General features: G+C 42.8%; 16 protein-coding genes. 1 reads left to right on the top strand and 15 read right to left on the bottom strand.

The features are described from left to right. Positions 1 to 6 precede the first annotated feature (6 nt). The 15 genes from M3636_RS00770 to M3636_RS00700 all read right to left on the bottom strand — a co-directional run bounded on the left by M3636_RS00770 (position 7) and on the right by M3636_RS00700 (position 13,503). A complete protein-coding gene (locus tag M3636_RS00770; RefSeq protein WP_251380973.1) occupies positions 7 to 1,779 on the bottom strand; it encodes a sensor histidine kinase in 1,773 nt (590 codons plus the stop codon). Positions 1,780 to 1,783: 4 nt separating this feature from the next. Further along, positions 1,784 to 2,977: a helix-turn-helix domain-containing protein gene (locus M3636_RS00765; protein ID WP_251380972.1), complete on the bottom strand. Its 1,194-nt coding sequence runs from the start codon at positions 2,975 to 2,977 to the stop codon at positions 1,784 to 1,786. Between the two features lie 114 nt (positions 2,978 to 3,091). Further along, positions 3,092 to 4,123 (bottom strand): endo-1,4-beta-xylanase, encoded by a 1,032-nt coding sequence (locus M3636_RS00760; RefSeq protein ID WP_251380971.1) that lies wholly within the window; start codon positions 4,121 to 4,123, stop codon positions 3,092 to 3,094. Between the two features lie 222 nt (positions 4,124 to 4,345). Then, a complete protein-coding gene (locus tag M3636_RS00755) occupies positions 4,346 to 4,699 on the bottom strand; it encodes a hypothetical protein (RefSeq protein WP_251380970.1) in 354 nt (117 codons plus the stop codon). Positions 4,700 to 4,862: 163 nt separating this feature from the next. Continuing rightward, a complete protein-coding gene (locus M3636_RS00750; protein WP_251380969.1) occupies positions 4,863 to 5,846 on the bottom strand; it encodes a hypothetical protein in 984 nt (327 codons plus the stop codon). Between the two features lie 448 nt (positions 5,847 to 6,294). Beyond that, complete coding sequence (locus M3636_RS00745) at positions 6,295 to 6,717, bottom strand: DUF1801 domain-containing protein (protein ID WP_251382464.1); 423 nt, start codon at positions 6,715 to 6,717, stop codon at positions 6,295 to 6,297. Between the two features lie 88 nt (positions 6,718 to 6,805). After that, entirely contained in the window at positions 6,806 to 7,348 is a 543-nt protein-coding gene (locus M3636_RS00740; protein ID WP_128103178.1) for a GNAT family N-acetyltransferase, read from the bottom strand. Positions 7,349 to 7,512: 164 nt separating this feature from the next. After that, entirely contained in the window at positions 7,513 to 7,788 is a 276-nt protein-coding gene (locus M3636_RS00735; protein WP_128103179.1) for a CD3324 family protein, read from the bottom strand. Between the two features lie 282 nt (positions 7,789 to 8,070). After that, complete coding sequence (locus tag M3636_RS00730) at positions 8,071 to 8,499, bottom strand: GNAT family N-acetyltransferase (protein ID WP_251380968.1); 429 nt, start codon at positions 8,497 to 8,499, stop codon at positions 8,071 to 8,073. A gap of 5 nt (positions 8,500 to 8,504) precedes the next feature. Beyond that, entirely contained in the window at positions 8,505 to 8,999 is a 495-nt protein-coding gene (locus M3636_RS00725; protein WP_251380967.1) for a hypothetical protein, read from the bottom strand. 39 nt (positions 9,000 to 9,038) lie between these two features. After that, positions 9,039 to 9,914: a GNAT family N-acetyltransferase gene (locus M3636_RS00720; protein ID WP_251380966.1), complete on the bottom strand. Its 876-nt coding sequence runs from the start codon at positions 9,912 to 9,914 to the stop codon at positions 9,039 to 9,041. Between the two features lie 41 nt (positions 9,915 to 9,955). Continuing rightward, positions 9,956 to 10,588, bottom strand: a complete 633-nt coding sequence (locus M3636_RS00715; protein ID WP_251380965.1) for a stalk domain-containing protein — start codon at positions 10,586 to 10,588, stop codon at positions 9,956 to 9,958. Between the two features lie 154 nt (positions 10,589 to 10,742). Then, a complete protein-coding gene (locus tag M3636_RS00710) occupies positions 10,743 to 11,966 on the bottom strand; it encodes an amidohydrolase (RefSeq protein WP_483311496.1) in 1,224 nt (407 codons plus the stop codon). 239 nt (positions 11,967 to 12,205) lie between these two features. Beyond that, entirely contained in the window at positions 12,206 to 12,760 is a 555-nt protein-coding gene (locus tag M3636_RS00705) for a methylated-DNA--[protein]-cysteine S-methyltransferase (protein ID WP_251380964.1), read from the bottom strand. 44 nt (positions 12,761 to 12,804) lie between these two features. Next, the gene (locus M3636_RS00700) at positions 12,805 to 13,503 is read right to left on the bottom strand and encodes a DNA alkylation repair protein (RefSeq protein WP_251380963.1); all 699 of its coding nucleotides are present in this window, start codon (positions 13,501 to 13,503) and stop codon (positions 12,805 to 12,807) included. Positions 13,504 to 13,737: 234 nt separating this feature from the next. Here M3636_RS00700 and mgtE point away from each other — a divergent pair, with 234 nt between their 5' ends. Beyond that, positions 13,738 to 15,108 carry a magnesium transporter gene (mgtE, locus tag M3636_RS00695; RefSeq protein ID WP_251380962.1) on the top strand — a complete coding sequence of 457 codons (1,371 nt, stop codon included), beginning with the start codon at positions 13,738 to 13,740 and terminating at the stop codon, positions 15,106 to 15,108. The last annotated feature ends 120 nt before the right edge of the window (positions 15,109 to 15,228 follow it).

Here is a 15,228-nt window from a genome sequence, read left to right as displayed (position 1 = left end):
TTCCTCCTAACCTTTCGTCTCCATAATCGAGAATGGAATGAGAAATCCTGCTTCCGTTCCTTCATCTAGTCCACTACGAATGTTAAATATAGCCGCTCCCTCATAAAAAAGCTCAAGCCGTCTGTAGACGTTACGTATACCCACATGACCGTCCAACACGCGATCGGAACGTACGTCCCGCATGAGTTGATTCAGCTTCCCCTCATCCATGCCAACCCCATTGTCAATTACTCGAATATCCAAACCAGACTTCGTCAGCCTGGCCGTTACTCGAATTAGCCGACCATTCTTCCGAGCCTGTAATCCATGCTTACAAGCATTTTCTACCAGAGGCTGAATGCTCATGCGTGGAATTCGAAGTGAGTCCGCTTCAGGATCGATCTCGAAGGTATAATTGAACAGATCACCAAACCTAAATTTTTCAATCTGCAAATAGAGCGACGTGAATTGCAGCTCCTCCTGCAGGGGTACAAGGTTGTCTGATCTACTGAGTAATTGCCGCATGAGCAAGGATAAGCTTTTTATAATTTCAGTAACTTCCGTATAACCATTTTTCGTGCTGACAACGAGTAGTGCATTCAACGTATTGAACAAAAAATGGGGATTCATCTGACTTTGAAGCATCGACAACTCCGTTCTAACCCGATCAAGTTCGAGGTCCTTTTGTCTAATTTCTAATTTGTAGACATCGTTAATGAGGGAATGAATTTTGCCAACCATCATATTAAATGTACGGATCAATCCACCAATCTCATCACGGCCCTCTTGAATTTCAATCACATCAAAACGATCATTGCGCACTCTCTTCATATGCTTAGACAGCTTCTGAATGCGATAATGATACGAACGAAGAATAATATAAATCAGCACTGAAGGAATAATCGTGCTAATCAATGCGAGCCATAAGATCGAGTTACGTGCTTCTGCCAGCAACTGATCCAGATGAGCCGTGTTGGCGACCCCAATTAATTTCCATCCCTTTAGATAATCAAGGTTGCCTAATGTTTGCTCTAAACGATATCTGGAGTTCCCCTCATCTGTTGATGAAGACGAACTTTGGATTGCAGCCTGCTGGGACTGATCGCTAGACACGACAACCCGATTATTCTCGTCAACCAGACGAAGCTGCAGACTATTCGTTTCACGATTCAAAATGCTGTACACTCGACTGAGCTGCAGATCGATTTTTGAATATTTGGCATAGGTTGAATACGACGTATATGTATCCATTTTGCCAATCACACTAATGCGTTTGCCTGGATGAAACAATGTGGTTTCATCATAATCCACAACCAAAATTCCGCCTTTGGTTTCCTTCAAGCGCTCCATCCCCGGAACCGCCCGCTCCCCCTGCCCAATGACAGCGTAATGACTGCCCGTCTGAATGGTGTCGTTATCCGTTAATATGCGAACCTCTAGAATGTTGGCTGACATATATCGTGTCAACTTGTCGCGAAGAAATTCGTCATATTGATTGTAATACTCAACAGGCGAGTCATACGTCTGATCTAGCGCCTGATATAACGTATCATCGGCTGCAATAATCCGGCTCAAGGCCACACTCTCATCAATCATGCCCAGCAATTCTCCTGCCGCCCGTTCAATGGATTTACGTAAGTTTTCTTCTTCCCGTATTTTGATATCCGAAGAGGTCCGCTGATAGAAGAATACATTAATGATTATGACCGGCAGAAGAATGCTGAAGATATAGATTAGCAGTAGCTTCGATCGAAGAGGAATATCATTGACCTTGTGAAACATCCATCTATTTCTTCGCACATGATCACCCTTGACTTTTGTTTTTGTAGACAGATGGCAGTTCACCTGTAAGCGCTTTAAATTTATCTGTAAAATATTCTGCATCGTGATAGCCAAGCTTGGATGCAATATCCGAAATTTTCATATGGGTTCGGCGGAGTAATCTACGCGCTTCCTCAATCCGCAGCCTATGAATATATTCGCTGAAGCTTACGCCTACTTCCTGCTTGAACTGCTGACCGAGATAAGCCGAATTCACATGAATTCGCTGGGCGATATCTTGTAGTTTTATTTTCGTACAATAATGCTCATTCAAATATTCAATCGCTTCGGCTACCGGACTTCTCATGGAAGACTTCTTGGGTAAGGACTGAGATAGACGTTCTGATAATTGGATGCAAAGCCCTTTTAATTTGCCAGATGTCCAGCTCTCGGCTTCATGCCATGCTCTATCCTGGAGCAACAGCATACAATCTTTCTTTTCGCTGAACTTACGTAATAACTCACCATGCATATATCGGATGACGCTTTGAGCCTGGCTCAGGGACATTTCAGATCTCACGATCAAACGTAGTATCTTATCCACCACAGCTTGGATTTCACTAACTTCACCTGCTTCAATCGCACCCAACAGATGTCTCGACAAAGAAAGCATCCCTTCATGATCGTAATGCTCTGGCGCGTCTAATCCCATGGATCTGTGGGTAGTCACTTCATTCCCGGAATCAATTGTTCTGGTGTATTTTTTCTCATCTCTACGCTTGTTCAATGGTGTAATGAGCTCCAGCAAAATCTGATGAATCTCTTCGGTAACCAACGGTTTGAGCACATACTCGTCAACTTGATACTGGATCGCCTGCTTGGCATAACCAAATTCGGAATACCCTGTGGCAATAACGATTTTGGCATTATTTTTCATTTCCTCACGCATCGTTCGGATTAGACCCAGACCATCCAGCACAGGCATTTGAATATCGGTCACAACCAGATCCGGTTCAACCTGACCGATTAAGGAAAGTGCCTCTTCACCGTCCGTCGCCGTACCACACAATTCATAGCCACAAGCCTGCCAGTCAATCATCGTTCTCCAGCCTTCCAGTGTATACGGCTCATCATCTGCCACAATGACCTTGTGCATGAACCCACCTTCCATTTCCATTTTTGTATCCAGTATGGCATCATGTGACCCATGCGACAATAGAAATTTTTCTACATACATCCTGAAAAGCCTTACCTCCACAACCTTAATAAGGTCTGGATGAGTAAGGCTCTCCGTTATTCAGAACACATTAAGCACAACTATTGATAACCTCGTTATGTGAGACTTACTGGTCTAAGAGATTCCCCTACTTGTAGGTGCACTTCCTTTTGCCGTGTTTAACAGACGCGAGAACGATTCCTTGGGCTGTCGCTGTTGATCAAATACGAATGGCCAGTTCTTGCGTCCACGTACAGGAAAATTGTCTAACCATGTGTAGTGATCCGATGTTCCCCAGAAAGTCACCGAGGTAATCGAAGCCTGATATTCAAGGAACAGACGGAAAATCTCTTCATAGCGTTGCTCCTGTAATTCCATCATTTCAGCGGTTGGTTCGATCAGATCGATTCTTCGATCTTCATGGCGGAATACAGACAAATCCAGTTCGGTGATATGAAGCTGCACATTTAGTGATGCGTAACGTTCGATCGCCATGCGAATATCCTCAATGGATGGACCATGAATATTCCAATGCCCCTGCATGCCAATACCATGAATAGGCGCACCCTTTTCCAATAAACCTTTGACCAGTTCGTAAATCTTTTCCCGTTTCACCGGATCAGTCTCATTGTAATCGTTATAGAACAGCAAGGCTTGAGGGTCAGCCGCATGAGCTAAGCGGAACGCTTGGAGCAGATAGTCCTCCCCCAGAATCTGAAGCCACTTGGTATCCCGCATCGTCAGATCTGTCTTATCTTCAATGGCTTCATTAACAACATCCCAAGCGCTGATATGGCCTTTGTAACGTCCAACCACTGTATCGATATGTGACTTCAGGCGTGATAGTAATAATTCTCTAGACGCCGTACCACCAGCTGGATCTTGAAACACCCAATCTGATGTCTGGTTATGCCACACTAACGTATGTCCACGAACGGACATCCCGTTACGAACCGCGAAATCAACGATTTCATCACCTGCCTCAAACACATAACGTTCCTCTTCTGGATGAATCTCTTCAAATTTCATCTGATTCTCTGCAGTGATGCTGTTATAATGATGGGCAATAAAATCACCTTCTGTGCGTATAAGGCCTGTATGAACAGCGGCACCGATTTTGAAATTGTCTCGGAATGCATGGTGCAAAGATGGAATCTCTTTCGACATGTTTCATTCCTCCCGAAGGTTTTAATCTCATCATATCTCTTTATGAATACGCTTACTATGAACAAATTAAACTTCTTACCCCCATAGATTGAACCAATCGTCTGTTCATACAAAAATACGCCTCTCCTCATTCGTCGCTATTAACGACAATGGATGTGGAAGGCGTTTAGCTCATTTAACTCGCTTCATTTGTTTCATTGGCTACATTTGTTCCCTTGTGACTTACAACTTGTCCACCTGTAATAAGGTGACTGGCTTCACGGTAACTGCGGAGCTAATCTGCTCCTCGGAGAGCACATTGAGCTTGAGCAGACTCTTGAGCTTGTTGTTGTCCACCTTGGACAGTAAACGCCAGATTTCCGGATCTGGAAGAGCTGCGTATAGCTTCTGATCATCATATTCTTTCCGGTGCTGCAGCACCGTTTTTACAACATACCCACCAAGCTCTGTCTCATACACACCTTGCTCCGCGCAGTACCCCAAGATGTCATCCCGTAGGACAGAAAGACGTTGCTCGATCTCCTTTTGCTGCTGCTTTAACTCAAAATAATCCCGTACCTTCTGCTCCATCCTCATCACGCTCCCCTCTATACCATAGGTATGCGAGACATGAAGATTTAGGACAGGTTGTTGAGGATCACTCGCCAGGGCGTAGGTCCGTTCTCTTGAGGATGTAGAGCCATTACGATTATTTTTCAATGCTTACAATATGAGTCCTAGGAAAATAGTGTAAATTTTTTTATCGTATCGTTGTAGTGGATTTTTTAACACGTTTAAAAAAAGATCTCAATTCTACTCCATTATTTATGGTCGTTGTTTTAACACCACAAGCGAAAATGTTCTCGTGCACTTGTGGAAATAATCCCTCATTTGTTTTTTTGATATTGAGCATATGGTTATAATACTCTGTTCCTAAGTCAAACCCGATTAATTCAAACCATTTTGTAGCTAGTATAATGTTTTTTTCAATTTCACCTTCATAGCAGAATATACTTAGTTCATTTCCTTCATCGTAATCTTCTTTCACTATAGTCTCTAAAGGAGCTTTCAAATAAAATTTAATAATTGGATTACCAGACATATATTTAAACCAAATTGTATGATTGTTCGATGAGTCAACGATTATGTTATTTTGATTAGCAAAATTATCAGCCAACTTTAACAACTTTTCATATTCTTCTGAGACTTTCAAATATTTAAGTGAGTTTTTTGATTTCATATCTAACAATGAGTTAGGAAATAATATAGATAGACTTTCGAATACTTCTATTTTTTCCTCTGTAGTTACGTCAGTCTCCTCACTTAACAACAGATAATCACAGTATTTCTCAACCGACCTATCATTTTCAATTTGTATCAATCTATTATCGAACAAATCAAAATTATAGTGAGTTCCTGTGCTTGTTAAAGTCTCATAATCATCTGCTGTCCAATCACCTTCATGAACAGAATTCCAGAATGTCACATCGTTCAGTTCTTCATGATCGGTACTACTATTCGTTGAGTTTCTAATGTTATTCGTAGTTAAGTCTTTATTCTGATAATAAATTAATAAAACTTGAAGAATTGGAGATAGAAAGTCGGCATACCGTGATTCTTTGTAGGCTTCTTCCGCCATCTCCAGTGTGGATTGACTTTGGATCATTTTGAGTGCGATATTCAAATCTTCAACCAAGTTAATCTCACTAAAAATCGTGTCCTCGAAATCGTAATCTAATGTCACAATTCCCCTCCTCATACATATTAATCACTTCTTACAGTATCAGATTATCCGCCAAAATGAAAAAAACCGCGTGCTTCGCGGTCACTGTTTCACACGAGATGAAACCCATCTGTTCTTAATGTACAGGCCAACGTGTATAAAGAAATAGATTATTAGAACATTAATAATGAACGCACCTAGCCCAATGAATACATCTGAAATAAACCAAGGATGCCCCGTTGTATGTCCCAGATGATATTGCGTAAAAAATCGAAACGGGAACCCGTATTCTGTCCGCGATATTCCTTCGTTGTATACTTTTCCAGGAAGGAGCAGTACAGATAAGACCGTTAACCATGTTGATATATTAAGAACTCTATAGTTGATCTTCAAATCTATATCCTCCAATCTTTACAGGATTAGCTTATAACTCATAGACCTATTCGTCTTTCAGCCTTAGCTAATCTCTCTATTGATTCGGATACTTCTCTTGCAAGAAACGTACCGATTGTGCAATCAACGCTTGTAATACAAGTACGTCAATGTCTGCAACTTTGTTAATGTAGACACAAGCTTTTCCTGTTGTATGTTTACCAAAATCCTGTAATAGTTTCTCTCGCTGCGTATCTCCTGTCGCGAAATATAAACTGATCTTGGCTTTGCGGGGTGAAAAACCAACCAGCGGTGCATCACCTTCATGTCCTGATTCATATCGATAATGATAGCTACCGAATCCGATAATACTCGGTTCCCACATCTTGGCTTCATATCCCGTCGTTTCTGTAAAAATATCTAATAATTGATATGCATCCTCACGTTTCTTCGGACTCTCTACACTTTCAATAAACTCAATGACACTGCCGTCGGTTTCTTTTGTTTTTGGTTGTACCATGGTGATTTTCACTCCCTTCATTTCCACTACTTCCTATTTACTGCTATTAATTATACACGAAGTGACTACATATTTACCTTAATTATCCTCATTCAACAATTTGGTTGTTCAGTGTAAATTTTAATTTAGTTCCTTCCTTATCAGCTTCCAGTGTGTCTTGTTGGTACTTGCCAAGTGTATATCGCTCCAATGTCTTTTTCCAAAATTGCTGGGCCCTAACATTGATTTCCGCTGCATTCGTCTGCACCTCCCACGAACCTCGGTGCTGGTTCATCACATGAGTAGCCAAATGCTCAGCAATCCCCTTCCCACGGTACGGCCGCAAAATAAAAAATTCGTTCATATAAAAGTCGCTGCCATGAGGTGTGTATGGTGGTGTCGCCACCAAAGCAAATCCTGCCGGGATACCCTCTACTCGTACTAGATATGGATACAGTATGCCTGGCTTCGACCACCAGATATCAAAAACGTTATTCTGCTCTGCTAATGTCTTCGTCTCATCTTCTTCAAAGATTCCATAGGTGTTAGGTTTGAATCCCCATATTTCAGACAGATCGTGTAAGTACATGGGATATAGATTGTTAATGATGAATTTCGTTTGTTCATTGGTTAATTCAACAGTAATGTTCATTGATGTTCCATCCTCTCGATATAAGTTGTATATTAAGCAGTTGACGATTCAGTATCAGTATAAGGACATTCAAATGACATAAATAGATAAGGATTGAGTAGGACTCATTCTTTACATACTGAAAAATCCACATTAGAGATGGCTCTAACATGGATTTTCATAATTTACGCTTTATTTTTGCGAGAGTATACAATCTTTTTGATACTGTCCGAAGATAACGCGTATTGATCGATCAGCTGATCTACCGTAGCTCCTTCGGCAAACTTCTCACGTATTTCGCGATTTCTTAGGTTCAGCATAACCCGGGTGCCCGATTGTTCTCCCCACTTCGAATGGGTATCCTTGCGCTTGGGAATATAGATCATCCCACCATGCACATATCGTTGAATCTCTTGTAATAACTCTTCTGGTAATAATGAATCAGCATTTGTATATTTCATCTGGCTCGCTCCTTAAAAAAATTGATATTTAAGGTAGCAAAGTCAACCGATGAACTCTTTTTCGTGCAGAAAATGAAGGCGGACTATAATTTAGGCTCCATGCAAACAACCGCCGTTGTTCATACGTACTGACTTTGCATAGAGCAGATCGATAAACCTGTTATGACAAAATGCATGGTATCTCCCCTTTCTGGAACACTACTAGATAACTTGAATCAAAGAATATTTACACTTGCCACTCCGATGACAGAATAACCTTCCGATCGCTGTTATCCCCAGATTCTACAAATACTTCTTAAATGCCTTACTTCCTTCACCGTCATAACCTAACTTATCATAAAATTGATGCGCGTCTTGCCGCAATGCATTACTGGTAAGGAACACTTTAACGCAATTTTTCTCCTTGCAGACTTCTTCCAGGTGCTCCATTAATCTCGAACCATATCCTCTTCCCTGCATTTCCTGCGTCACGATCACTCGTTCAACTACACCGAAGGGTCTCGTTCCACTCAGGGCATCCAAACAAACATGTAAATGCGCCGTCCCCACAAGACTTCCATCCACATCATATACAAATAAGTAACTGTTCGGGTTGATTCGAATCTCTTCCAATCGTTCAGGCAATACATGAATTCCAGAATGATTCGGTAACAATTCTTGATATAGACGTTCAACTGCAATCGCATCCTTGCCCTCGGCTTCTCGAATCATTTGCATCACCTCTGTTCGTTATTTGCATTCCGTGCTTGGACTAAGCCCTTTATCCCTACATCAATCAAGAAAAATAACACCGCAGCAATGATGCCATATAAGGTCATGAATAAGACTTCTCTAACTTCTATTACTTTACCGATATTAAGCGCAAAAAGGTATAAATAAGTACCTAGGAAACCAACCATCGCATAAGCGATTACATGTATCCCTATGAAGTACACTTTGTTCTTATCGGCAATTGGGACTAACCACTTGTCTAACAGGATAGAGCTTGGGATACCAATCAGGAAGATAGGCGGTGTACCGAATAACAGAAATACGATCATATAGACTCTGAAACCCTCCATATCATTCACTGAAGGAATGCTCACAATGAAGGCAAAACTAAGAGAGGTTACGAGCGCAACGAGGAGTTTTCTCGTCAGATTTATCCGCCTTATACCTTGACCTTCTTGATCGAAATAGATCATCCTGCGTATAGACCGTTTTCTTTTCATACGTTGTTTCTCCTCTGAACTAGCATATGTTCGTTCATATCAACCCCGATGATTCGTTCCAAACCATACGAGATGAGACAGTTCATCACCTGAGAGGAATCCAACTTTAATATACAAATGCTCGGCGGGATTACCCTGTGTAACGAACAGACGAATGACAGGATAGATAGGTGCTAATGTCGTTATCGCATGATGTAACAAGTAACTTCCAAGTCCCTCTGATCGATAGGCTGGGGTCACAGCGATATCATAGATTAAAGGTAAATTTTCCCACAAGGTTACAAGACAGAAGCCAACTATACGTTCCGTATCTTGCTCAACCAAAATAGAAGAAGCACCGCGCAGTTCATCCTGCTCATAATGATCAAAATAATATGTGAGGTCATTCTGACAATCATCCATTGACTGTTCTTCTACTCCGCCGCGATAAGCCTCGATCATGATCTCAGCTAGTTTGGGCATGTGGACTCGTTCAGGCCGGATACGTTTTAACTTCGATGTCAGAGGATTTTCCAATGTCTCAGTGGGTCTGATCATACATTTCCGAGTGCTCAGCTTGTTGAATTCAGCATGTTCAAATAACGAAATATGTTCAGGCATAACATTATAGGCATGTAATTGATCAGGTTTGCTCTTCTTGCGAATCATATAATCTTTCAAAAATTCAACAGTTTCCTTCGTTAACGTATGCGGTGGAATCATAAATAAGGAACCTAGCTCATCATCAACCAAAGAAATTCCAGCAATCCGATGCTCTGCACTATAGATCCAATAACAATCCGTTGCTTCAAGCATCATAGAATGAATGTCCGACCAGCTCGGTCTGAACCAGACATTTTTGCGATATGTGGCGAAGTACGCTGCATATGTAGATGAGTCTGCTTGGATTAAACGATAGGGTATGTTCGGTCGCATGCTGCACCTCTCTTAAGATTTTATTTGCAAACGTATTTCTTCTACCCCTCAGGGTAAGTCACAATGTGATGACCGGGAAAAATATCATATGCTTTAATCCAGTGCGTTCCAGCTCCTGCGACAGTAATGATCTCCTTGATTTTGTTCTGCTCTCCATCTACTATGACATCCATCCAGCTTGTGTATAAGGTGTTACTGTCCTGATAATAGATCACACAGCTTACTCTCACCCGATAATCAGAACCTTCCATCGTCACATCCTGATAAGTCAGATCATGAAATTGCACGGCACCCTCACCGTAGGTACTCTTAAATTCTTTTGTCGTATACTTCCCGATCTCCGGATCGTTTTCTTCCACAGCCATAAAATATTTGGCAATCACATTTCTGAGCTTAATCCATTCCTCTTCGTGAAACTTAAAATAATCCCCATCCCAGATGTTAGGCTGTAGCTGTACAACACCTTGGTTCCGATCATACTTAAAATCCATATTTAGCGCCTTGGCTACTTCATTCAATGGAACCATCACTCGGCCATCTACAATCTTTGGCTCGACATTAGGTCGCTCCATCCCTTTAATGACTAGCTTCAAATGGGTCTTGGCTAACGTAATCGTCGAGATGCTTAGTAACAATACAACCAAGAATGAAGTTAATATCATTTTTTTCTTCACGAAGATTCCAGCTGCCTTTCATCGAAATATTTCATATACTTCCATCATAACCCAGATAATCATTTATGGACATATAATATATGGAACAAAAAAACCACGGTTTCCCGTGGCTAATGCATTCTCCATCTCTATATCATGCGTTGATCATTTTTGTTTATATCGATCCACTTACCAATTGCCCTTCATACCATACGGTCTGCCGTTTGGCTCTTCGAGCAACCGCCTCGGCGGAACAACTCGCGTGAACCAGCATAAAGCTGGCTGTATCGCCTACCTTCGGCCAAACCTGATTCCCTTGGGCATCGATTGGAGTTATGCCACCCGTAACGAATCCTAGCGATTGAGCTAAGGAAAGTTCATCCGAATATCCGTACAATTCTGCGTAACGTCCCGCTTTCTCCAATTGATCTCCATTTCCAAAAGGTGACCAGTGATCCGTCAAACTATCGGTTCCCAGCTTGACCTTCACCCCATGGCGGTGAAGCATCGGGAGAGGCATCATCGTTCTGCCGATTGGCACAGTAGATGCCACACTCATACCGAGGGATGCCATCTGAATGGCCATCTCTTCCGCTTCCTGCACGTCAGCATGAGCGAACCAGAACGCATGACTCACCGTGACTTTTCCATGAAGCCCTGCCTGTTCGGTTAGCTTAACTAATTGTTGCAACGTTTGTTTCCCAGCTTCATCACGTTCATGCAGATGGATATCAATACCTGCCTGATAACGAACAGCCAGCTCGACCATCGTATGCAACGATCTCTCAACATCTCCGTCCACAGTAGCTGGATCTAGTCCACCTACATGCGTTGCGCCTTCAGCCATGGCCTGATCCATCCATCCAACAGAATCGGAGCGAAGAAGTCCATGTTGTGGAAAAGCTACAATTTCGGAAGAAAGCTTGCCCGAGAATGCATCCAATGCCTGCTTGGTTGCTTCTAATCGTTTCAGTCCACTCACCGGCTCAATGTTACAGTGACTCCTTACATGCGTAGAGCCTAAGCGCTGAATAAGCTGTAAAATATGCTCTGCCTGACTTCTAGCTTCAGGCAGTAGTTTCGGGAGCAACTGCCGCTCCTCCTCAATACGCTCGAAGATGCTGCCTATGCGCTTAACCGCCTGCCACGGTTCTCCGTAATAGGTTTTGTCCAGATGAATATGAGCCTCTTCGAACGAAGGAAGCAACAACAGACCGTGACAATCGTATTTGGGTAGTGCACTTTGAAGCGCTGTTTCAATACCTCTGATCTCTGCAATAACTCCGTTCTCAATGCGAAGGTGACATAAGCTTGTCCGTGTTCCGGTCACTTCTTGTCCATCCATCACATAACTCTGCTCCAAATTTACGTTCGTTAACCAATAGGCCTGATTCAACATATGACCCTTCACTCCCACTCGGTTTTATTTAATATTTATCGTAGCATAACGGTTAACGCAGCAAAAATATGTATAACGTTGGCATACCATACGTTTAACGTTTGGAGTTTAGAGTCACTCTTAATAGACAGAAATACAGGCATGATTCATGCCTGTATTTCTAATTATTCATCCTATTTTTCTAGTGGATATATCTCATGTCTAACTCCGATTATGCACACACACACTAGCATAACGATCTAGAACCTAAACCTCGCATGCCCACCGTCAGATACACCCTCGATCTGTTCAATATCCAGCAGTCTGCGTTTCATGTCTAGCCCGCCACGAAATCCTGTCAACTTGCGGTTTGCACCAATAATGCGATGGCATGGCAATAGAATTGGAATGGGGTTAGCTCCGTTCGCTGCACCGACTGCACGAACTGCCGATGGTCTTCCGATCGCAGTCGCAATATCACCATAAGTTCGAGTCTCACCATAAGGAACTTGTCCAAGCTCTGTCCATACCTGCTGCTGAAATACTGTTCCAATCAGGTCCAATGGAATGTCAGCTGTGAATGCTACCTTTTCGCCGGCGAAGTACGATGTCAGCCACTCGGTAATACCTGTCTGCTTGATCGTCTGTTCATCCTCTATTAATTCAACTCCAGGAGCTATACGAGCAATCCAGCCTTCCCAATCCTGCAATGTTTCATTAGGCATAATAATACGACCTACGCCCTTCTCTGTTGCAAGTACGATCCAGGGCAGACCATCTAGTTCCAGCGGGGTCCACATGATCTTTTGCCTCATATCCATCATCCTTCCATCATGTTTCAATTGTATTCTTATGCGAATCAAACTGACCGCTTCAGCTTACGCTTCATTTCACGAATAACTTGTTTCGTCTGCGGATCAATACGAGTAGATTCCGTTATTTTCTGAAGTGCTTTGTTATACGTAAAATCATCGAGCGTATTGTCCTTAAGATAACGCATCGTAATATCGGGCAATTTAATGTAAGCAATCGAAATCGCCCATGCAACAGCCATTTTCACATAATATCCTTCATGTCTGATTTGATCCAATGAAGCAAGCACCTGATGGATATACGGTTCTTCCATATAATAGTTTAAGCACATCACGACGCCGAAGCGAATATCGTACTCAAGCTCGGACGCCAAGTAAGGCTGTATAAATTGCCACACCCGTTCTTGTTCTTTCTTCGTAAATTTCAATCCACCACAGAAGCTATCGCATACAGACCAGTTATTGATTTTGGGGACAAACCAAGCAATATGCCGTAGCCATTCTTCTGGATCTGTGCGGATATAACCAATAACCAGTGCCTGCAACATCACTTCTTCAAAGTAGTCATCGTCTGCGTTCTCCAGATAGACACGCCAATCTGCTGCAACAATCTGTTTCGCCAGCTTACGTAGTGCGGGTATTCTAACACCCAACAGATTCGTAATGTTAGGAATGAGTGCTGCCGTAAATTTCTGATACTCTGGCTCAGCCAGGCTGAGTAACTGTGTTCTAATATCTGCTTCCACTAGTGCATGTCCCCCTCGTTTGTTGCTGTACATCAAGTATATCCTTGCAACGCATGTTTGTAAGCCCATATTGCATGTTTGAGCAAGATTTCCATATCCTAAGACATCCCCTGAGGACTTCGGTTTCCCTGACCTGTTCCAGACAAAACGTTTCCTTTTTATTCATGCCTTGTTTAACTGCCAATCTATTTCGTTTAAAAATATGAAGTTGACCATACAGAAAGGAGTGTCGATATGAACGGATCTCATACTAAGAAAGATTTCTCCGTAGAGGAGATCACCGAACAACTTGTCCATCATGTGCAGTCCCAAAATCTACCTGAATTCTATAAACTGGTGAAGGAGCTGCATCCCTATGATCTTTCACTTATATATAAAAAGTTCCCTGAAGAAGAGAGAAATCGGTTTCTGTTGCTGTTCAAACCTGATGCGCTAGCCGATCTGGCTGAGAACCTGAAGCTGCATGAACAGATTCAGCTGTTCGAACGACTCGGGCCAGAACGAACGCTTGAAGTCATGCAACAGATGGACAAAAGCGACCTGATCCGGTTCATGCACGATATCCCAGCCAAACGTAGGGAAGAATTGCTGTCGGATATGAATCTCGATCACTCTGCCATCATCCGGTCTGTGTTGAATTATCCGCCGGAGACGGCTGGACGGATTATGACAGATCGGTATCGAACCCTGCTCATCCATGAGACCGCCAAGGAAGCGCTAAGACAATCGCAAGGCACCATGCATATCTCCGCCTCCAGTTATCTCTATGTGACCGACAATGAGGGTAAACTCGTCGGTGTCGTAAGTTATCGCTCCCTTGCTTTGGCAGATGACAAAACCAAGGTTGAAGAGCTGATGACCAGGCGTGTGATCCACGCTACGGTTGATATGGATCAGGAAGAAGCCGCGCAACTGCTGCAACGTTACGAGTTCATGGCACTTCCAGTCGTAGATGAAAATCACAGGCTATGCGGGATCATTCAGATGGATGATGTCATTGATATTATTATGGATGAAGCGAGTGAAGATATAGCCAAGATGGGGGGCGGTGGTAAAGATATTGATTTTGATACCAAACCACTGGTTGCGGTCAAACGCAGACTTCCCTGGTTGATCTTGTTATTACTAATCGGATTAATATCCGGAAGTATTGTAGACTTTTTTGAAGATACGTTAAACCAAGTCGTTGCGCTCGCCTTCTTCATGCCCATGATTGCCGGGATGACAGGCAATACAGGGACACAGTCCCTGGCTGTCGTTGTACGCGGACTGATCGGACGTAAGTTGGACAAGTCAACGGTGCTGGCACTGATTGGTCGGGAGATTAAGGTGGGCACGATGATTGGTTTAGTCTGCGGAATCCTGATTACCATCATCGCTTATTTCTGGCAAGGAGACTGGCTGCTTGGCGCGATTATCGGGGTATCTCTCTTCTTCACTCTCGTGATTGGTACGCTGACTGGAACGTGCATCCCACTCCTACTCAGTCGCTTCAAGGTAGACCCCGCTGTTGCCTCAGGGCCGCTGATTACAACGTTAAATGATATTCTGTCGCTCTTTATCTATTTCGGCATTGCCACTCGCTTCCTTGGCGCACTGATGTAAACGCAGCAGGAATGCAACTGTAATAAAATAAACATGTAAAGCAATAAACAGACCCTGATCCCGTGATCCAGGTCTGTTTATTGCTTTGCGAATCTTAAATGATGAGCGTAATATCAAGCT

The sequence above is a fragment of the Paenibacillus sp. MER 99-2 genome (genome assembly GCF_023714095.1).
Taxonomy (GTDB): domain Bacteria; phylum Bacillota; class Bacilli; order Paenibacillales; family Paenibacillaceae; genus Paenibacillus.
This window is presented reverse-complemented; position numbering and strand designations above follow the sequence as displayed.

What these genes read in the sequence shown, in the direction of transcription:
- M3636_RS00765 (WP_251380972.1), bottom strand. Translation starts at nt 2,977, where the DNA reads ATGTATGTAGAAAAATTTCTATTGTCGCATGGGTCACATGATGCCATA.
- M3636_RS00760 (WP_251380971.1), bottom strand. Translation starts at nt 4,123, where the DNA reads ATGTCGAAAGAGATTCCATCTTTGCACCATGCATTCCGAGACAATTTC.
- M3636_RS00755 (WP_251380970.1), bottom strand. Translation starts at nt 4,699, where the DNA reads ATGAGGATGGAGCAGAAGGTACGGGATTATTTTGAGTTAAAGCAGCAG.
- M3636_RS00745 (WP_251382464.1), bottom strand. Translation starts at nt 6,717, where the DNA reads ATGGTACAACCAAAAACAAAAGAAACCGACGGCAGTGTCATTGAGTTT.
- M3636_RS00740 (WP_128103178.1), bottom strand. Translation starts at nt 7,348, where the DNA reads ATGAACATTACTGTTGAATTAACCAATGAACAAACGAAATTCATCATT.
- M3636_RS00735 (WP_128103179.1), bottom strand. Translation starts at nt 7,788, where the DNA reads ATGAAATATACAAATGCTGATTCATTATTACCAGAAGAGTTATTACAA.
- M3636_RS00730 (WP_251380968.1), bottom strand. Translation starts at nt 8,499, where the DNA reads ATGATTCGAGAAGCCGAGGGCAAGGATGCGATTGCAGTTGAACGTCTA.
- M3636_RS00725 (WP_251380967.1), bottom strand. Translation starts at nt 8,999, where the DNA reads ATGAAAAGAAAACGGTCTATACGCAGGATGATCTATTTCGATCAAGAA.
- M3636_RS00720 (WP_251380966.1), bottom strand. Translation starts at nt 9,914, where the DNA reads ATGCGACCGAACATACCCTATCGTTTAATCCAAGCAGACTCATCTACA.
- M3636_RS00710 (WP_483311496.1), bottom strand. Translation starts at nt 11,966, where the DNA reads ATGTTGAATCAGGCCTATTGGTTAACGAACGTAAATTTGGAGCAGAGT.
- M3636_RS00705 (WP_251380964.1), bottom strand. Translation starts at nt 12,760, where the DNA reads ATGAGGCAAAAGATCATGTGGACCCCGCTGGAACTAGATGGTCTGCCC.
- mgtE (WP_251380962.1), top strand. Translation starts at nt 13,738, where the DNA reads ATGAACGGATCTCATACTAAGAAAGATTTCTCCGTAGAGGAGATCACC.